The sequence below is a fragment of the Microbacterium lushaniae genome, from assembly GCF_008727775.1.
GTDB lineage: Bacteria > Actinomycetota > Actinomycetes > Actinomycetales > Microbacteriaceae > Microbacterium > Microbacterium lushaniae.
On record NZ_CP044232.1, the window covers coordinates 3,221,831 to 3,239,346 of the forward strand.

Genomic DNA, 17,516 nt, shown 5'->3' on the forward strand with positions numbered 1-17,516 from the left:
CGATATGGCATCGTCATCCCGCCGTTGGGTGGGGCTCGTCTTCATCAGCATCGCCGTGTCGCTGATCATCGTCGACTCGACGATCGTGAACGTCGCGATCCCCTCGATCGTCGACGAACTCGGGATCACCTCCACCGAGGTGCAGTGGGTGCAGGAGTCCTACACCCTCGTCTTCGCCTCCCTGCTGCTGGTGTTCGGCAGCCTTGCCGACCGCCTGGGCAGACGGCGGATGATGCTGACCGGCGTCGTGATCTTCGCCGTCGCGTCCGTGGCCGCTGCCCTCGCCCCCACGGGCGGCCTCCTGATCCTTTCGCGGCTGATCCAGGGCGTGGGCGGCGCGATGATCCTGCCCACGACCCTTTCGCTCATCAACGCGACGTTCCGCGGTCGCGAACGCGGCATCGCGTTCGCGGTGTGGGGGTCGACGATCGGCGGCATGGCGGCGCTCGGCCCCCTGCTGGGCGGCTGGCTGACGACGGCGTTCTCGTGGCGCTGGGCGTTCGGGATCAACATCCCGCTGGGACTGATCATCCTCGTCGGTGTATCGCTGACGGTCGCGGAGTCGCGCGGCGAGCGCACGCAGCGCATCGACGTCGTCGGCGCGGTGCTGTCGGTGGTGACGATGGCCTCCCTCGTCTTCGGGCTCATCGAAGGCCGCACGTACGGCTGGTGGCTCACCGAGACCCGGCCGCAGGTCGGCGAGTGGGAGTGGCCGTGGGATCTCTCCCCCGTGCCGATCGCATTCCTCATCGCCCTCGTGGGACTTGCCGCCTTCATCCTGTGGGGCCTGCGGCGCGAGCGAGCGGGGAAGTCGACGCTGCTGGCCTTCCGCCTGTTCACGATCGCGTCGTTCCGCAACGGCAACATCGCCGCGATGGTCGTCTCCCTCGGCGAGTTCGGCATCATCCTGGCCCTCCCCCTGTGGCTGCAGTTCGTGCTGGGTCTGGATGCGCTGCAGACCGGTCTCGTTCTCCTCGCCCTCGCGGGCGGGTCGTTCGTGGCCAGCGGTGTCGCCGGGGCGCTGGCCAACCGGGCCGCACCGGTGTGGATCGTCCGCGTCGGACTCCTCGCCGAAGTCGTGGGTGTGGCCGGCATCGCGTTCATGATCGGCCCGGAGTCCTCACCGCTGGTGCTTCTGCCCTTCCTCTTCGTCTACGGTCTCGGCGTCGGGCTGGCCACCGCGCAGCTGACCGGCGTCGTCCTGGCCGATGTCCCCGTCGCCGAGAGCGGGCAGGCGTCGGGCACGCAGTCCACGTCGCGGCAGCTCGGCGCAGCTCTCGGGGTCGCGGTGCTGGGCACGGTGCTGTTCAGCAGCACCGCCGGGCTCCTCGACGCCAAGCTCGCCGATCGCGGCGTGCCCGACGACCAGCGGGAGCAGACGGTGTCGGCGGTCGTCGACAGCGCCGGCGGCGCGATCGCCGGGCTCGCCGCGTCCCCGCAGACCGCGGACTTCGCCGACGACGCGAAGGCCGCGTTCTCCGAGGGCACGCGGGCCGCCGCCTTCACCGCGGCCGGGTTCCTGGCGCTGGGCCTGCTGTCGACGCTGTCGCTGGGCTCCGCCGCATCCACACCCCGCGGAGGGCGGCCGGAGGCGGTCGCGGACGGAGCAGCCGCCGCGCCGTCCGCGTGACCCTGCTCCCCGTGGCGGGTGCGACGGCGGGGGCGGCGGCGCGGGCGGCCCTATGCTCGGTCGCATGAGCGTCAGCGGAACCGTCGAGTCGCAGAACCGCCGCGCGGCGCTGCTCGAGCTGGCCGACAGCGGCGCGACGGTGCGGATCGACGAGGCGGCCGAGCGCTTCGGGGTGTCGCCGATGACGATCCGGCGCGATCTCGCCGACCTGGAGTCCTCCGGACGGCTGCGGCGCGTCCGGGGCGGCGCCATCGCCGCACCGACCCCCCAGCCGTTCCACCGCCGCCGCACCCTCAACGTCGCAGCCAAGCGCGTCATCGCCCGCAAGGCGCTCACCCTCGTGCCCGCCAGTGGCACCATCGCTCTCGACGCGTCGTCCACGATCGGCCTCGTCGCCGCGACGCTCGGGGCGCGCTCGGGCCTCACGGCCTTCACGAACTCCGTCGACACGTTCGCTGTCCTGGCGGAGACGGCGGGAGTCTCGCCGCTGCTGGCCGGAGGCAGCCCCGAGCCCACGACCGGCAGTCTCACCGGTCCCCTCGCCGTCGGCAGCATCCGCTCGCTCTTCTTCGATCTGGCTCTCACATCGGCGGATGCGGTCGACCCGGGCGCGGGGACCTCCGAAGTCTCGCTGGCCGAGGCGGAGGTCAAACGCGCGCTGGTGGAGCAGGCGTCGCGGTGCGTGGTGGCCGTCGATTCGACCAAACTCGCGCGCCGCTCGGTCGCCGCCGCGGTCGCGATGGAGCAGGTGGACACCCTGATCACCGAACTGGATCCGGCGGACGAGCGATTGGCGGGTTTCCGCGGCGTGGTCGAACTGCTCTGAACTGCTCTGAACTGCGATGTTCGTTGATGGTAGATTTCACATCACCGAACATCCTGGAGTGGCATCATGACCGCGTCGACCCCGTCCGAGCTCATCGCCCGCAGCCGCCGCCTGGGCGCGGATCCACGCAATACGAACTACGCCGGCGGCAACACCTCCGCGAAGGGCACCGGGATCGACCCGGTCACCGGCGAGCCCGTCGAGCTGCTGTGGGTGAAGGGGTCGGGCGGCGACCTCGGCACGCTCACCGAGGCGGGCCTCGCGGTGCTGCGGCTGGACCGGGTGCGCGCGCTCGTCGACGTCTATCCGGGTGTGCAGCGTGAGGACGAGATGGTCGCCGCGTTCGATTACTGCCTGCATGGCAAGGGCGGCGCGGCTCCATCGATCGACACGGCGATGCACGCCCTGGTGGACGCGGCGCACGTGGACCACATGCATCCGGATTCCGGCATCGCGATCGCCACCGCCGCCGACGGCGAGGAGCTGACCTCGCGGATCTTCGCGGGGAAGGTCGTGTGGGTGCCGTGGCGGCGGCCCGGCTTCCAGCTGGGCCTGGACATCGCCGAGATCAAGCGGCAGAACCCGCAGGCGATCGGCTGCATCCTCGGCGGGCACGGCATCACCGCGTGGGGGGAGACGTCGGAGGAGGCGGAGGCGAACTCGCTGTGGATCATCCACACGGCGGAGGCGTACATCGGCGAGCACGGGCGGTCCGATCCCTTCGGCGGCGTGCGCGCCGGCTACGAGGCGCTCCCCCAGGCCGAGCGACGCGCCAAGGCCGCGGCCCTGGCCCCCACCATCCGCGGGCTCGCGTCCACCGACAAGCCCATGGTCGGGCACTTCACCGACTCCGACGACGTGCTGGAGTTCCTCGCCGGCGAGAAGGCAGCGGACCTCGCCGCCCTCGGCACGAGTTGCCCCGACCACTTCCTGCGCACGAAGGTCAAGCCGATGCTGCTCGACCTGCCCGCCGGCGCGTCGGTGGACGCATCCATTGCCCGCCTGACCGAGCTGCACGAGCAGTACCGCGCCGACTACCGGGCGTACTACGACGCGCACGCGGATGCATCGAGCCCCGCCATGCGCGGCGCCGACCCGCTCATCGTGCTGATCCCCGGTGTCGGGATGTTCTCGTACGGCGCGAACAAGCAGACCGCACGCGTGGCGGGCGAGTTCTACGTCAACGCGATCCACGTGATGCGCGGCGCGGAAGCCCTCTCGACCTACACCCCCATCTCGGACGCGGAGAAGCTCCGCATCGAGTACTGGGCGCTGGAGGACGCGAAGCTGCAGCGGATGCCGAAGCCGAAGTCGCACCAGGGTCGCATCGCTCTCGTCACCGGCGCCGCATCCGGAATCGGCAAGGCGATCGCCACGCGTCTCGCGGCCGAAGGCGCGTGCGTCGTCGTGGCCGACCTCGACCTGGAGAAGGCACAGTCCGCCGCGGCCGAGCTCGGGAACGCGGATGTCGCGATCGGCGTCGCGGCGAACGTGGCCGACGCCGATGCCGTGCAGGCGGCTCTCGATGCGACGCTGCTGGCGTTCGGCGGCATCGACCTCGTCGTCAACAACGCCGGGCTGTCGCTGTCGAAGCCGCTGCTGGAGACGACCGAGCAGGACTGGGACCTGCAGCACGACGTGATGGCGAAGGGCTCGTTCTTCGTGGCGAAGGCCGCGGCTCGCGCGCTCATCGCGCAGGGCATGGGCGGTGACATCGTGTACATCTCGTCGAAGAACTCGGTCTTCGCCGGGCCGAACAACATCGCGTACTCGGCGACCAAGGCCGACCAGGCGCACCAGGTGCGCCTACTCGCGGTCGAGCTCGGCGAGCACGGCGTGCGCGTGAACGGCATCAACCCCGACGGTGTCGTCCGCGGCTCCGGCATCTTCGCCTCCGGCTGGGGTGCGAACCGGGCCGCCACCTACGGCGTGAAGGAAGAGGATCTCGGTCAGTTCTACGCCAACCGCACGATCCTCAAGCGCGAGGTCGTGCCGGAGAACGTCGCCGACGCCGTGTACGTCCTCACCGGCCCGGAGCTGTCGCGCACGACGGGCCTGCACGTGCCGGTGGACTCCGGCGTCGCCGCCGCGTTCCTCCGCTGACGCGGGCCCCACGTCCGCGCCTGTTCCGCGCATCCGCGCGGTAAAGATGTGGCGCGAATGCACCGAAGTAGCGCGAACCCCAGGGGCCACGGCCGGGCGCGGGGCGGACGCGGCCGGCGCCCGGGCGGACGCGGCCGCGGCGACCGCGCAGGCCGGGAGCGGGCCGCAGCCCGCGCGCCCCACGCTCGCCCGCTCGTGTCCTGGGCCACCCCCGCCGAACCCACGTCTGCGCCTGTTTTCCGCATCCGCGCCGTAAAGATGTGGCGCGAACGCACCGAAGTAGCGCGAACGTGGTGCCACGGGCCGCGCGGAGGTGGCGCCGCGGCCGCGGCGACCGCGCAGGCCGGGAGCGGGCCGCCGCCCGCGCGCCCCACGCTCGCCCGCTCGTGTCCTGGGCCACCCCCGCCGAACCCACGTCTGCGCCTGTTTCGCGCATCCGCGCCGTAAAGATGTGGCGCGAATGCACCGAAGTAGCGCGAACCTGGGGCGGCTACGGCGCGGCGCCGCCGCGGGCCGCGCCGCGCGGAGGCTGCGCGCAGGCGGGGGCGGGGCCTAGCGGCAGGAGTCGCGCTCGACGAGGGTGACGTCCACGACGGCGTGGTCGGGTTCGGCGGTGGGCGCGGACAGCCGCGACAGCACGCGCTCGGCGGCGAGGCGGCCGAGCCGGTCCGGGCTCTGGTCGATCACGGTGATCGCCGGACGCAGCAGGTCGGCCAGGGGGAAGTCGCCGAAGCCGACCAGCGGCACGTGCTCCTCGCGCGTCGCGCGCACCAGCGCCATCGTCGTGCGCGCGTTGGACGAGAAGATCGCCGTGGCCGGATCGCCCAGCCCCCGCACGCGCGCGATCTCGCGCTGCGCCGCCGCCGGAGTAGCCACGTCGGCGGCGATCAATGCGTCGTCCTCCGGCAATCCGGCCTCGCGCAGGGCGCGGCGCCATCCCTCCAGGCGTGCGCGCTCCGTGGAGCGCCCGAGCACGTCGCCGAGGTACGCGATGCGGCGATGTCCGTGCCCCAGCAGATGCGCCGTCGCCGCGTGCGCGCCCGCCTCGTCGTCGGCGGTGAAGGTGTCGGCGCGCAGCCCGGAGGGGGCGCGGTCCACGCACACGATCGGGGTGGACTCCTGCCAGCGCTCGAGGTAGGCCTGGTCGTCTCCGACGGGGGCGACGATGAGACCGGACAGCTTGCGCCCCAGGAGCGACTCGATCGTGGCGCGCTCGTCGGCGGGGTCGTCGCCCAGGCTCGTGACGAGCGTCGACATCCCCGCGTGCCGGGCGACGTCGTCCACCGCCCGGGCGATCGCGGCGAAGAACGGGTCGACGATGTCGGGAACCGCCACCCCGATCACCGACGAGCGTCCGGCGCGGAACGTCGTGGCCAGCACATTCGGCACGTAGTTGAGCTCCCGCATGACCCGCTGCACCCGCTCGCGCGTGTGCGGGAGCACATGCGGATCATCGTTGAACACCCGGGAGACCGTCTTCGCACTGACCCCGGCCCGTGCGGCCACGTCTCGCATCGTCGTCACGCCGTCATCCTTCCATCCGACCGGGCCGGATCGGCGGATTTCAGAGGCCGTCGACGGCGGCAGTCAATTCGCGCAGGCGGACGAGGGCCCGCTCGGTGAGCAGGTGCGCACGGGTATCGGCCGAGATCGACAGGCTGTCCTTCCAGAGCGACCGGCCTGCCATGGCACCCGCTGCCCCGCCCGACATCGCCGTGCGCACCTGGTTGATGAAAGTCTCGTGGTCCACGCCCGCCGACAGCACCGCCCACGGCACCCCCTGCGCGGCATCCGTGACAGCGGCGCACGCCTCGGCACTGCCGGGGTACTGCAGCTTGAGCACCTTCGCGCCGCACGCCACCGCGAGCGCGGCGCCACCGGCCACGAGCGAGGCGAAGGATGCCGCGTACTCCTCGTCGCTCTCCCCCGGCAGCTGGTAGGTCAGCAGCTCGACGATGAGCAGCACGCCTTCCGCCTCGCAGGCTGCGACCAGCTCGCGGATCTCGTGCGCGACGCGGGAGCCGGCGTCCTGCCGGTCGGGCCGGGTGTACCAGAGCATCTTGGCGGCGTCGCCGCCGAGCGCGCGGACGGTGGCGGGCGTGACCCCGTCGACGTGCTTCGTGTAGCGGAGCCCGTCGACCTCCTCGAACCCGGATGCGTCGAGCCCGACCACGAGCGCGGTGTCACGGGCGAGGACGCCGTCGTCCACGATCGCCGGCAGCGCCACTTCGGGGTCGAGCAGGATGGCGGGGGCATGGTTGGCGAGGTGGCGCACGAGGTCGGCCTTGACCTCTGCCAGCTCGGCCTTCGTGATCGCGGAGGACCCCTCCGGCGCATCCAGGATCGCGGCCTTCATGCCGTTGCGCTGGTCGGCCGCGACGATGAGCATGTTGCCGGCCGCCGTGGAGATGACCTGCATCCCACGTCGTTCGGCCGTGGTCAGTGCGTTCATGCGGTTCCCTCTTCCCGTCGCTGCCTCGCGAAACCCCGGAAAATCAACCATGACACCGGTGACTTGCTCACTTCCATGGTGCCGCCTGGGGGCTCGCCTGTCAATGCTCCAGCGCCCAGCGCCCAGCGCCCAGCGCCCCGCGCCCAGCACCCAGAGCCCAGCGCGCCCAGCGCACCGCCACCCCGCGGGGCCGCCTCGGGAGCGGTCAGGCCCCCGCCGGCTCCGACAGGGCGGTGGCGGGATCGGGCGCCACCGTGACGACCGCCTCCGGGAGGCCGCCCAGGCCCGGGAGGACCGTGGTGGTCTGCGCCACCGCGTGAGCACCCCATGCGGCGGCGTGGGCGACGGCGGATTCCAGCGACTCCGAGGCGCCGGATGCCAGCCCGACCAGGAAGCCGGCCAGCGACGCATCGCCGGCGCCGGCGGTGTTGGCCAGACGCCGGGAGCGGGCATGGGCGTGCACGACCTCGTCGGCCGAGACGGCGAGCGCACCGTCGGCGCCCATGCTGACGTATGCCAGAGCGAGCCCGCGGTCGATGAGCGTGCGGGCGGCGCCGACGACGTCGCCCACCGTGACGAGCGCACGACCGGTGAGCTCGGCCAGTTCGGCGGTGTTGGGCTTGATGAGGTCGAGGTCGGGCGTGGCGCCCAGGGCGCGGGCGAGGCCGGCGCCGCTGGTGTCCACCGCGACGCGGATGCCGCGTTCCCGCGCTCGCGTGAACAGCTCCGTCGCATCCACGGGCCGGCCGCTGCCGGCGAGCACCGGCAGCGAACCGCACAGCACGAGCCACTGCGCATCCGAGGCGGCGACCTCGGCCAGGGCCGTGTCGGTCGCCCGCGCCCACGCCTCCGCGCTCAGCGGCGGCGTGGGCGCGTTGACCTTCGTCGTGGCCCCGGCGGCGTCGACGATCGCGGTGTTCACGCGCGTGGCGCCGGGGACCGGAACGATCCGCAGGAGCGCGGCGTGGGGCGAGTGCCCGGCGAAGGCGACGTCGTCCTGCCCGAGCACGACGACCGCTGCCGTGGGCACCCCGGCCAGATCGAGGGCGGCGGAGAGGTTGACCCCCTTGCCGCTGACCTCACGGGTGTACTCGGAGGCGCGGATGAGGTCGCCCCGCGCGAAGCCGTCGACCAGGTAGGTCGCATCGATGGCGCCGGCGGGGGTGAGCGTGACGACACCGCCCCGGCCCAGCCGCGCGGTCATGCCCGGCCCTCGCCCGCGCCGCCGACGATGAGCCGCAGCATCCGCGCGACCTCCCGCGCGACGGCGTCTCGGGCGGGGCGCACGTAGGTGCGCGGATCGACGATCGCCGGGTCGGCGGCGAGCGCCTCGCGCACCGCGCCGGTGAAGACGACGTTGAGGTGCGTGCCGATGTTGATCTTGCGCATGCCGGCGCGGATCGCGCCGTCGATGCCCGCGTCGGGCACCCCGCTGGAGCCGTGCAGGACGAGCGGCACCGGCACCCGGGCGGCAAGACGCGAGATGAGGTCCTCATCCAGCGACGCGGCGCGCTCGGTCATGGCGTGCGAGCTGCCCACCGCGACCGCCAGCGCGTCGACGCCGGTGGCGGCCACGAACGCCGCCGCATCCTCGATGTCGGTGCGGACACCGGGCGTGTGGGCCCCGCCCTTTCCGCCGACTTCGCCGAGCTCCGCCTCCACCCACGCGCCGGCGGCGTGCGCGCGGTCGGCGATGGCACGCGTGCGTGCGAGGTTCTCGGCGTCGGGCAGGTGCGCGCCGTCGAACATCACCGAGCGCACGCCGGCGGCGAGTGCGGCATCCACGAGGGTTTCGTCGGTGGCGTGGTCCAGGTGCACGACGACGGGAACCCGGGCGCCGTGGGCGAGCTGCAGCGCGGCGGATGCGGCGGGGCCGAGGGCGCCGTGGAAGCGGACGGCGTTCTGCGACAGCTGCAGCACGACACCGGCGCCCGCCTCCTCCGCACCGGCGACGATCGCCTGGGCGAGCTCGAGCTGCACGAAGTTGAACGCGCCGACGGCACGGTGGTCGGCGAGCAGGGTGGACATGGTCGCCAGCGTCATGCGCGGGATTCCCTTCGGTAGTCGACCGCGAAGACACGGTCGGCGCGGTGCGCGGTGGTCTGGACGAGCTCGGCGTTGCGCTGATCGGTGCCCAGCGCCCACGCGCGCGCGGCGGCCGGGTCGCGTCCGTAGCTCTCGTGGCGCGCGATGAGCCACCTCTGGCGCGAGGCCTCGTCGGGCTGGACGAACCACACCTCGTCCAGCCGGGGGCGCACCCGCTCCCAGCCGCCGGAGTCGAGGAGGAGGTAGTTCCCCTCCGTCAGGACGATGGGCACCTGCGGATCCACGCGGACGGATCCGGCGACGGCCGCCTCCAGGGAGCGGTCGAAGACGGGTGCGTAGACGACCCGGTCACGGGCCCGGATGCGCTCGAGCGTCGCGACGTATCCGTCGACGTCGAAGGTGTCGGGGGCCCCTTTCCGCTCGCCCCGGCCCAGGCGGGCGAGCTCGGCATCGGCGAGGTGGAAGGCGTCCATCCCCACGAGCACCGCGTCGGGGCCGAGCGCGGCCAGCAGCGCGTCGGACAGGACGCTCTTGCCCGCTCCGGGCGCCCCCGCTATCCCCAGCACGACCCGCCGGCCGCCGGCGGCGAGCTGCCGCGCGCGCTCCACGAGCTCGTCCACATGCACGGTGGGCACGGTCATGCCGCGTCTCCTGTTCCCTCATCGCTGCCGGCGGAGACGACCGATGCCACGTCCGCGGGGTCGAGCAGGGGGTCGAGCAGGAGGTCGAGCAGGATCTTGGGGCGGTGCGTGCCACCGCCGGCGAGCAGCTCCAGCGCCTCGACGACCCGCGCGGCCGGCAGCACGCGGTCGATCACGGCGTCGGGTTTCACGACGCCGTCGGCGAGCAGCCGCACGGCCCGCTGGAGGAACGGGATGCCGCCCAGGACCCCGGTCACCTGCAGTCCCTTGACCACGACCGGCATGGCATCCAGCGATTCGGGCGACCCCGGGACGCCGACGAGCGCGACGCGCCCGGCGGGACGGGCCAGCCGCACGGCGAGGCCGACGGTGCCCTCGCCCCCGGAGGCCTCGATCACGGCGTCATGGCGGTCGGCGGGCGCGTCGGCGCTGCGGACGAATGCCGCGTCGCACGCCTGGGCGCGCTCGGCACGGTCGCCGCGGGAGTACACGGTCACCTCGGCGCCGGCGGCGCGCGCGACCTGGGCGGCCAGCATCCCCAGGGTGCCTGCGCCGATGATGCCGAGGGATTCGCCGGCTTCCAGCCGCACGACCGAGAGGGCGTGGAGCACGGTGACGAGGGGTTCGGCGAGCACCGCCGCCGAGGGGTCGAGACCCACCGGCACGACCGCGACGTTCTCGGCGGGCACCGCGACGTACTGCGCGGCCGCCCCGGGCGCGTCGCCGCGGACCCCCATCTCGTCGCGGTGCGGACACTGGTCCCGGCGTCCGGCGCGGCACACGGCGCACCGTCCGCAGCTGAGGAACGGCTCACCGACGACGCGGTCGCCGACGGTGACGTCCGAGACGCCGCCGGCGACGGCGACGACCGTGCCGCACCATTCGTGGCCGGGGCGGATCGGATAGCGCGTGAGCCCGGATTCGAGATACCCCATCGATCCGTCCAGCAGCGCAAGGTCGGTGCCGCAGATCCCGACCCGCTCGACGCGCACGAGCACGTGACCCTCTCGGGCGTCGGGGATCGCGACCTCGCGCCACTGAACGGCGCCGGGGCCGGCGAAGACGAGGGCCGCCATGCGGCCGGTCGGCCAGGCCATCAGATCGGCTGCCCGGTGGGCAGGAGGACGAGGTCGCGCACGACGACGTGGGCGGGGCGGGTCAGCATGAACACGATCGCATCGGCGACGTCGGCCGAGCGGATGCCGGTGCGCTCCTCGATGCGCGCAGCCTCCTCCGGCGAGCCGTGCGCGAAGCCCCACAGCGGGTTGAGCACGACGCCCGGCGCGATCGCCCCCACCCGCACGCCGCTCTCCGCGGTCTGGCGCCGGACGGTGTGCACGAAGGACTGCACGGCGTGCTTGCTCGCCGAGTACACCGGCTCCCACTCGATGTCCTGGTGCCCCGACACCGAACTGGTGACGACGATGTCGCCCGATCCCTGCGCGAGCAGGCACGGAAGCGCGGCCCGGACGAGGGTCATCACGCCCGTGACGTTGGTGGACACGAGGGCTGCGATGTCGGCGGGGTCGGTGGTGACGAGGTCGCCGCCGACGTAGACGCCCGCATTGGGCAGGACGATGTCGAGCCGGCCGTGCCGGTCCAGGGCGTGCGCCACGATGCGCTCCGCGCTGGCGGGGTCGGCCACATCCGCCGCGAACGGGGTGACGCGGTCGCCGAGGCTCGCCGCGAGCTCGGCGAGCTTGTCCTCCGAGCGGGCCACGGCCACGACGTGCACGCCCTCCGCGGCGAGGGCGTGGGCCGTGGCCAGGCCGATACCCGAGCTCGCGCCGGTGAGGATCGCCACCTTGTCGGTCAGCGTGGTCATCGGGTCTCCTCCCCGGCGAGCAGCGCGCGCCGGTACTTCTCGTCGGGACGGGTGTCGATGCGGACGACCTCGTCGGCGGGCATGAACCGCACGCCGCCGACGGCCGCCGCGCCGATGAGCACCCGGGCACACTTCTGCGCCATCGCCGTGATGCCCAGAACCTGCTCGGCGCTCGCGCCGAGTGCGAACATCCCATGGTTGCGCAAGTAGATGACCTTCGGCGCATCGCCGTGCTCGTCGATGTGCCGCGCGAGGCGTGTGCGCACCTCGCGCGCGAGCCGGACGCCGGGGTCGACGTAGGGCACGAGCATCGGCGCGGCGCCGAGGACCACGATCTGGTCGGGGAACAGCGCTCCCTCGACGAGCAGCTCGGCGGCGTCCGAGCACAGCAGCGCGTTCACCGCCGTCGGATGGCTGTGCGCGACGACGCGGGCGTCGGTGGCGTCGTACACGACGGCGTGCAGAAGCGCCTCGACGGAGGGACGTCGCCCCGCCCTCGCGGCGACGGCGGAGAACAGCGTGTCCACCTCGGCGTCGCCTGCTCGCTCGTCCTGGATCACGGCGAGCGCCTCGCGGAAGGCCATCGGGACGAAGTCGTCGTGCCCGGCGGCCCCGAGGGCGGCCCCGCTGGCCTTGACGAGCATGCCGTCGGCCACGCGCATCGACGTGTTGCCCTCACCCAGCAGGGCGGCGTCGAAGGCCGGGTCGCCCAGTCGGCGTGACAGATCGACGAGGGCGTCTCGGGCGGCGTCGGTCATGGGGCTCCTTCGGGGACGGGGCGGGAGGCGGAAAGGCGCATCGCGGGGGGCGGGTACTCGCGCGGCAGAGGCTCGCCGTCGTCCACGTCCAGGGCGCGGGCGGCGGCGAGATCGGGCAGTGCGCCGGCGGCGACGGCGAGCTGGAGGAGGATGCCGCGCACCGACGCCTCGGCGGGGCCGGCCGTGACCGGCACGCCGGCGGCGGCCGCGGTGAGGGCCGCCAGCAGGTCTCCGCGCGCCCCGCCTCCGACCAGGCGGATGCGGGCGACGGGCCGGCCGGTGAGCCGGCGGATCTCGGTCATCGTGCGCGCATACGCGTGCGCGAGGCTGGCGAGGATGGCGCGGGCGAGGTCGGCGCGCGTCTGCGGCGGCGAGCCGACGTCGGCTGCGCACCGGGCGTGCAGGCGGTCGATGAGGCCGCCAGGGGTGCCCAGCGCGGGATCGGCGGGGTCGAAGCATCCGGCGTAGCGCGACGCCGCCGCATCCTCGAGGAGCTCGGAGAGCCGGGCGAGCGGCCATTCGACCAGTCCGTCCTGCACCGCCCACTCCCGTGTGACCTGCTGCAGGAGCCACATCCCGCTGAGGTTCTTCACCAGGAGCGTCGCGCCCTCGGCGCCGGTCTCCTGCGTGAACCCGCACGTGCGCGCCGCCTCGGTGAGCACGGGCTCGGCGACGGCGGCACCGGCGACCGCCCAGCTTCCGCACGCCACGACCCCCTCGAGTTCGGCACTCCCGCCCGCCCCCACGACCGCGGAGAACGCCGCCGCGGTGTCATGGGAGGTGACGAAGAACACCGGCACCGGCTCGCTCACGCCCAGCCGCGCCGTCACGTCGGTCGTGGTGGATCCGGCCGGGTGCCCCGCCGGCACGAGCGCGGGCAGTCGGGCGGGGAGCCCGGCCGTCAGCGCGGGCGACCACTCGCCGTGCGCGCGGTCCACGAGCGCCGTCGTGGAGGCCAGCGAGCGCTCGGCGGCGACCGCGCCGGTGAGCAGGTGGACGAACGCGTCGGCGATCAGCAGGATCGTGTCGTCGGGGGCGCCGACACCGTCGCGCGCGTCCTGACGGAGCTGATGGGCGGTGTTGATGGCCTGGTCCAGCACGCCCGTGGCGGCGTAGTCGGCCGCCACGTCACGCGATGCCGACGTGACGGCGGCGAACGCGGGATCCACGTCGCGATGGTGGCGCGCGAACGGGCGCATCCCGCCGTCGGCGCCGAGACGGACATAGTCCACGCCCCACGAATCCACGCCGATGCCGCGTACCGTCGCGCCCGCCGACGCCGCGGCGGCGCACCCTCGGGCGAGCCCGGCGAGCACGTCGTCCCACAGGGAGTCGATGTCCCACGCGAGACCTTCCGGGCGGGGCACGGGGCGGTTGGCGAAGCGCGCGACCTCGCGCACGGACAGGCGGCGGATGCCGGCGTCCAGGACGCCGAGCATGACCCGGCCGCTGGCGGAGCCGAGGTCGACGGCGAGGAACGCGGCCGGCGATGGTGCAGGCATCGTCAGATGGCCGTGTAGCCGCCGTCGATCACGAGCGTCTGCCCGGTCAGATACGACGAGGCCGAGGAGGCCAGCAGCAGCACGAGGCCGTCGAGGTCAGCGGGTTCCCCCATGCGCCCGGCCGGGATCGCGGAGATCCACTGCGCGGCGAGGTCGGGGTTGGCGTCGATGAACTGACGCGTCATGTCCGAGAGGATGTAGCCCGGCGCGATCGCGTTCACGCGCAGGGCGGGCGCCCACTCGACCGCGAGTGAGGTGGTCAGCTGGTCGACGGCTGCTTTGGACGCGTTGTACGACGCTTGATGCTGGGGCACGTTCACGACGCGGCCCGACATCGAGGAGATGAGGATGGCCGAGCCTTCCCGGCCCTCTGCCAGCAGCGGGCGGGCGAAGGCCTGCGTGCTGAAGAACGTGCCGTTGAGGTTCACGTCGATGACCTTGCGCCACGTCTCCGGAGCCACCTCGGCGGCGTCGCCCCAGATGGTGATGCCGGCGGCGGTGATGAGGATGTCCGCGACTCCGAGCGCCTCGCGGACGTCGGCGAACGCCGCATCCACCGAGACCGGATCGGTGACGTCGACGAGGGCGGATGCGGTCTGCACGCCGTGTTCGCCGGCCAGGCGCGCGGCGGAGTCGGAGACCTCCGGCAGCAGGTCGAGCAGGGCGACGTTCACGCCCTGGCGGGCCAGGGCCGACGCCAGCGAATAGCCGATGCCCCGCGCACCGCCGGTGATGACGGCCGTGCGGCCGGCCAGGTCGGGGAAGTTCATGATGCTCCGTCCGGGAGGTGGCCGCGGTGGCCGGAGCGTGATGCTCCGGCCACCGCGGAGGGGTCAGCAGGAGGAACGGTAGGCGGCGTCCGCGCCCTCGCCGTCGATGTTGTCCTGCGTGATGATGGTGAAGCCCGTCTGGATCTTCTCCTCGGTGCTCTCCCCTTCGAGCGCCGCGATGGCCTGCTCGACGCCGTCCTTGCCGATGGTCGCCGGCTCCTGCGCGACGAGCGCCTGAACGACGCCGGCCCGCAGCTGCTCGACCTGAGCCGGGCCCGCGTCGAAGCCGACGATCGTGACGTCACCGGTCTTGCCGGCCTGCTGGACACCCGTGGCCGTGCCCTCGGCGGCGAACAGGTTGGCCGCGAAGATGCCGACGATGTCGGGGTCCTTCTGCAGGGCCGCCGTGACGATCTCGGCCGCGGTGGCCGGCTCGTTGTGGCTGTACTGGATGCCGAGGAACTCGAAGTTCTCGTCCTCCGCCGCAGCCGCCTCGAAGCCCGCGGCGCGTGCGTCGGAGGTCGAGATGCCCGGGTCGATCGAGACGACCAGGACCTTGCCACCGTCGGGGTGGGCTTCCTTGATGGCCTCGAACGCCGCAGCGCCGCCGCCCTCGTTGTCGCTGGAGATCTGCGAGACCGCCATCGAGGGGTCGTCCAGCGTCGTGTCGACGAGGACGACCTTGATGCCCGCATCGGCGGCGGCCTGGATGGGCGCTGCCATCGCGGTCACGTCGGTCGGGGCCACGAGGAGGGCGTCGGGCTTGGAGGCCACGACGGAGTCCACGAGCGGCTTCTGCAGCGTCGGGTCGAACTTCTCCGGGCCCTGCACCGTGACGGTGGCACCGGCGGCCTCGGCCGCCTCCTTGATGCCGCACTCCATCGAGATGTAGAACTCGTCACCGGCGACGCCCTGGACGAACGCGATCTTGTAGCCCTCGTCCGAGCCTTCGCCGGATCCTCCGGCGTTGCCCCCGTCGGACGAACATCCGGCCAGCACGAGCGCGGCGGACGCGCCGAACACCGCGATGCCGAGACCTTTCTTACTCCACTTCATTGTGATCAACCGTTTCTCTTGTGTGGTGGGTTGGTGCAGTCGCCACGGTCACCCGCGTCGACTTCCGCTGACGAACCTGCGCCAGAGGCTTTGTGAGCTGCCCCGCATCGCGGCGGAGCGGCGGGCCTGGTCGACGTACACGGCGGCGATGAGCACCGCGCCGACGGCGACCTGCTGCCAGAACGGCTGGACGCCGGTGATGACGAACCCGTTCTGCAGAACGGCCGGGATGAACAGACCCACGACCGTGCCGAAGATGGTGCCGATGCCGCCGAACAGCGACGTACCGCCGATCACGACCGCCGCGATGACATTGAGGTTCGTCTGCGACTGGCCCGCGATGGCGGTGGTGCTGAACTGCGACAGGGAGAGGATGCCGGCGAAACCGGCGAGGCCGCCCGAGATCGTGTAGATGCTGATCAGCTGACGGTCGACCTTCACGCCCACGCGCCGCGCCGCGACCTCGCTCGAACCCACCGCGAAGGTGTGCAGGCCGAAGCGGGTGTAGTGCAGCACGATCGCGCCGATGATGATCAGGACCAGCGCGATCACCGAGATGGTCGGGATGGTGCCGAACACGTTGCCGTAGCCGATCGTCGTGGTCAGCACCGTGGGCACCTGCCGGACGTCGACGCCGCCGGTGAGGATCTGCGCGAACCCGAGCGCCATCCCCAGGGAGCCGAGCGTGACGATGAGTGGCGGGATCTTCCCCTTGGCGATGAGGAAGCCGTTGAACAGCCCCCACGCGACGCCGGAGGCGATCGCGACGAGGATGCCCACGATGGCCACGCCCCAGCCCTGGCCGCCCATGGCCCGCATGACCATGGCCGCCACGACGCCGGAGAACACCAGCACCGAGCCGATCGAGAGGTCGATGCCGGCGGTGATGATGACGAACGTCATCCCGATGCCGAGGACGGCGAGGATGGAGGCGTTCTGGATGATGAGGCGGAAGTTGGACCACTGCGCGAACGTGTCGGGTGCGAGGGCGCTGAAGATCGCCACGATCACCAGGAGCACGAGCAGGATCTGGAAGGCCTGGGCCTTCAGAAGGTGCTTGAAGAAGCCCTCCTTCGGTTCGGCGGTGCCGATCGCCATGGTCTCGGTGGGCGGGCTGGACGTGCTCATTGGTTCCCCTCCTTCGTGATGGCGCCGGTCATCAGACCGACGAGTTCCTCCATCGACGTGCTCCCCGCGTCGAGAACCGCTGCGCGGGTGCCCAGTCGCAGCACCTGGATCCGGTCGGCGACCTCCATGACGTGCGGCATCGAGTGGCTGATCAGGACGACGGCGATGCCCTTGTCGCGGACGCGCCGGATCGTGTCGAGCACGTTCTGGGTCTGGCGGACGCCGAGGGCGGCGGTGGGCTCGTCGAGGAAGACCAGGCGATCGGCCCAGTGCACGGCGCGGGCGATCGCGATCGCCTGACGCTGACCGCCCGACATCTCGCCCACAGGGGAGGTGAGGGAGCGCACCGTCGCGCCCAGATCGGCGAAGGCCGCGCGCGACTCCTCGCGCATCTCCTTGGTCTTCATGAATCCGAACGCGCCGCCGACGCCGGACTGACGCAGTTCGCGTCCGAGGTACATGTTCTGCACCGGATCCAGGTGCGGGGCCAGGGCGAGGTCCTGGTACACCGTCTCGATGCCCAGCGCGCTGGCCTGCGACGGCGTGGTGAGCTCGATCGGTTCGCCGTCGAACTTGATCGTGCCGCTGTCGACGGCGAGGTTGCCCGACAGCGCCTTCACGAGGGTGGACTTACCGGCGCCGTTGTCGCCGATGAGCGCCGTCACCTCGCCCGGATACACCTCGAAATCGGCTTCGTTGAGCGCGCGGACGTGGCCGAACTGGCGCGACAGTCCACGGGCTTCGAGTACGGGGGTGGGCATGTCAGCTCCTTTCTATGC

16 protein-coding genes are annotated in these 17,516 nt (G+C 72.5%); 3 read left to right on the forward strand and 13 right to left on the reverse strand.

The window, feature by feature from the left end; translation table 11 throughout:
- The first annotated feature begins 4 nt into the window (after positions 1–4).
- The 3 genes from F6J85_RS15595 (at position 5) to F6J85_RS15605 (ending at position 4,559) form a co-directional block, all read left to right on the forward strand.
- Positions 5–1,630, forward strand: a complete 1,626-nt coding sequence (locus tag F6J85_RS15595) for a DHA2 family efflux MFS transporter permease subunit (protein WP_150926434.1) — start codon at positions 5–7, stop codon at positions 1,628–1,630.
- 64 nt (positions 1,631–1,694) lie between these two features.
- Positions 1,695–2,456: a DeoR/GlpR family DNA-binding transcription regulator gene (locus F6J85_RS15600; RefSeq protein WP_191906654.1), complete on the forward strand. Its 762-nt coding sequence runs from the start codon at positions 1,695–1,697 to the stop codon at positions 2,454–2,456.
- A gap of 66 nt (positions 2,457–2,522) precedes the next feature.
- Positions 2,523–4,559: a bifunctional aldolase/short-chain dehydrogenase gene (locus tag F6J85_RS15605; RefSeq protein WP_150926439.1), complete on the forward strand. Its 2,037-nt coding sequence runs from the start codon at positions 2,523–2,525 to the stop codon at positions 4,557–4,559.
- 552 nt (positions 4,560–5,111) lie between these two features.
- On the opposite strand, the gene F6J85_RS15610 is transcribed toward F6J85_RS15605, so the two are convergent.
- From F6J85_RS15610 to F6J85_RS15670, 13 genes are all read right to left on the reverse strand, one after another.
- Entirely contained in the window at positions 5,112–6,074 is a 963-nt protein-coding gene (locus F6J85_RS15610) for a LacI family DNA-binding transcriptional regulator (RefSeq protein WP_150927526.1), read from the reverse strand.
- A 49-nt stretch (positions 6,075–6,123) separates the two neighbouring features.
- On the reverse strand, positions 6,124–7,011 hold the full coding sequence (locus F6J85_RS15615; RefSeq protein WP_150926441.1) for a tagatose-bisphosphate aldolase: 888 nt from the start codon (positions 7,009–7,011) through the stop codon (positions 6,124–6,126).
- 205 nt (positions 7,012–7,216) lie between these two features.
- Positions 7,217–8,215, reverse strand: a complete 999-nt coding sequence (locus tag F6J85_RS15620) for a 1-phosphofructokinase family hexose kinase (protein ID WP_150926443.1) — start codon at positions 8,213–8,215, stop codon at positions 7,217–7,219.
- On the reverse strand, positions 8,212–9,054 hold the full coding sequence (locus F6J85_RS15625) for a class II fructose-bisphosphate aldolase (RefSeq protein WP_150926444.1): 843 nt from the start codon (positions 9,052–9,054) through the stop codon (positions 8,212–8,214). Before F6J85_RS15625 ends, F6J85_RS15620 begins: the two co-directional genes overlap by 4 nt.
- Positions 9,051–9,698: a nucleoside/nucleotide kinase family protein gene (locus F6J85_RS15630; protein ID WP_150926446.1), complete on the reverse strand. Its 648-nt coding sequence runs from the start codon at positions 9,696–9,698 to the stop codon at positions 9,051–9,053. Before F6J85_RS15630 ends, F6J85_RS15625 begins: the two co-directional genes overlap by 4 nt.
- Positions 9,695–10,795 (reverse strand): zinc-dependent alcohol dehydrogenase, encoded by a 1,101-nt coding sequence (locus F6J85_RS15635; protein ID WP_150926448.1) that lies wholly within the window; start codon positions 10,793–10,795, stop codon positions 9,695–9,697. Before F6J85_RS15635 ends, F6J85_RS15630 begins: the two co-directional genes overlap by 4 nt.
- The gene (locus F6J85_RS15640) at positions 10,795–11,523 is read right to left on the reverse strand and encodes an SDR family oxidoreductase (protein ID WP_150926449.1); all 729 of its coding nucleotides are present in this window, start codon (positions 11,521–11,523) and stop codon (positions 10,795–10,797) included. The genes F6J85_RS15635 and F6J85_RS15640 overlap by 1 nt, the downstream gene beginning before the upstream one ends.
- Positions 11,520–12,281: a class II aldolase/adducin family protein gene (locus tag F6J85_RS15645; protein WP_150926452.1), complete on the reverse strand. Its 762-nt coding sequence runs from the start codon at positions 12,279–12,281 to the stop codon at positions 11,520–11,522. The genes F6J85_RS15640 and F6J85_RS15645 overlap by 4 nt, the downstream gene beginning before the upstream one ends.
- Complete coding sequence (locus F6J85_RS15650; protein ID WP_150926454.1) at positions 12,278–13,783, reverse strand: rhamnulokinase; 1,506 nt, start codon at positions 13,781–13,783, stop codon at positions 12,278–12,280. The genes F6J85_RS15645 and F6J85_RS15650 overlap by 4 nt, the downstream gene beginning before the upstream one ends.
- A gap of 2 nt (positions 13,784–13,785) precedes the next feature.
- Positions 13,786–14,553, reverse strand: coding sequence for an SDR family oxidoreductase (locus F6J85_RS15655; protein WP_150926455.1), 768 nt, complete (start codon positions 14,551–14,553; stop codon positions 13,786–13,788).
- Between the two features lie 63 nt (positions 14,554–14,616).
- Positions 14,617–15,609, reverse strand: a complete 993-nt coding sequence (locus F6J85_RS15660) for an ABC transporter substrate-binding protein (protein WP_150922039.1) — start codon at positions 15,607–15,609, stop codon at positions 14,617–14,619.
- A gap of 48 nt (positions 15,610–15,657) precedes the next feature.
- Positions 15,658–16,737 (reverse strand): ABC transporter permease, encoded by a 1,080-nt coding sequence (locus tag F6J85_RS15665; RefSeq protein ID WP_150922038.1) that lies wholly within the window; start codon positions 16,735–16,737, stop codon positions 15,658–15,660.
- Positions 16,734–17,498 (reverse strand): ATP-binding cassette domain-containing protein, encoded by a 765-nt coding sequence (locus tag F6J85_RS15670; protein WP_150922037.1) that lies wholly within the window; start codon positions 17,496–17,498, stop codon positions 16,734–16,736. Before F6J85_RS15670 ends, F6J85_RS15665 begins: the two co-directional genes overlap by 4 nt.
- Positions 17,499–17,516 lie beyond the last annotated feature (18 nt).

Coding starts and splice junctions, on each gene's coding strand:
- F6J85_RS15595 (WP_150926434.1), top strand. CDS start 5: ATGGCATCGTCATCCCGCCGTTGGGTGGGGCTCGTCTTCATCAGCATC.
- F6J85_RS15600 (WP_191906654.1), top strand. CDS start 1,695: ATGAGCGTCAGCGGAACCGTCGAGTCGCAGAACCGCCGCGCGGCGCTG.
- F6J85_RS15605 (WP_150926439.1), top strand. CDS start 2,523: ATGACCGCGTCGACCCCGTCCGAGCTCATCGCCCGCAGCCGCCGCCTG.
- F6J85_RS15610 (WP_150927526.1), bottom strand. CDS start 6,074: ATGCGAGACGTGGCCGCACGGGCCGGGGTCAGTGCGAAGACGGTCTCC.
- F6J85_RS15615 (WP_150926441.1), bottom strand. CDS start 7,011: ATGAACGCACTGACCACGGCCGAACGACGTGGGATGCAGGTCATCTCC.
- F6J85_RS15620 (WP_150926443.1), bottom strand. CDS start 8,215: ATGACCGCGCGGCTGGGCCGGGGCGGTGTCGTCACGCTCACCCCCGCC.
- F6J85_RS15625 (WP_150926444.1), bottom strand. CDS start 9,054: ATGACGCTGGCGACCATGTCCACCCTGCTCGCCGACCACCGTGCCGTC.
- F6J85_RS15630 (WP_150926446.1), bottom strand. CDS start 9,698: ATGACCGTGCCCACCGTGCATGTGGACGAGCTCGTGGAGCGCGCGCGG.
- F6J85_RS15635 (WP_150926448.1), bottom strand. CDS start 10,795: ATGGCCTGGCCGACCGGCCGCATGGCGGCCCTCGTCTTCGCCGGCCCC.
- F6J85_RS15640 (WP_150926449.1), bottom strand. CDS start 11,523: ATGACCACGCTGACCGACAAGGTGGCGATCCTCACCGGCGCGAGCTCG.
- F6J85_RS15645 (WP_150926452.1), bottom strand. CDS start 12,281: ATGACCGACGCCGCCCGAGACGCCCTCGTCGATCTGTCACGCCGACTG.
- F6J85_RS15650 (WP_150926454.1), bottom strand. CDS start 13,783: ATGCCTGCACCATCGCCGGCCGCGTTCCTCGCCGTCGACCTCGGCTCC.
- F6J85_RS15655 (WP_150926455.1), bottom strand. CDS start 14,553: ATGAACTTCCCCGACCTGGCCGGCCGCACGGCCGTCATCACCGGCGGT.
- F6J85_RS15660 (WP_150922039.1), bottom strand. CDS start 15,609: ATGAAGTGGAGTAAGAAAGGTCTCGGCATCGCGGTGTTCGGCGCGTCC.
- F6J85_RS15665 (WP_150922038.1), bottom strand. CDS start 16,737: ATGAGCACGTCCAGCCCGCCCACCGAGACCATGGCGATCGGCACCGCC.
- F6J85_RS15670 (WP_150922037.1), bottom strand. CDS start 17,498: ATGCCCACCCCCGTACTCGAAGCCCGTGGACTGTCGCGCCAGTTCGGC.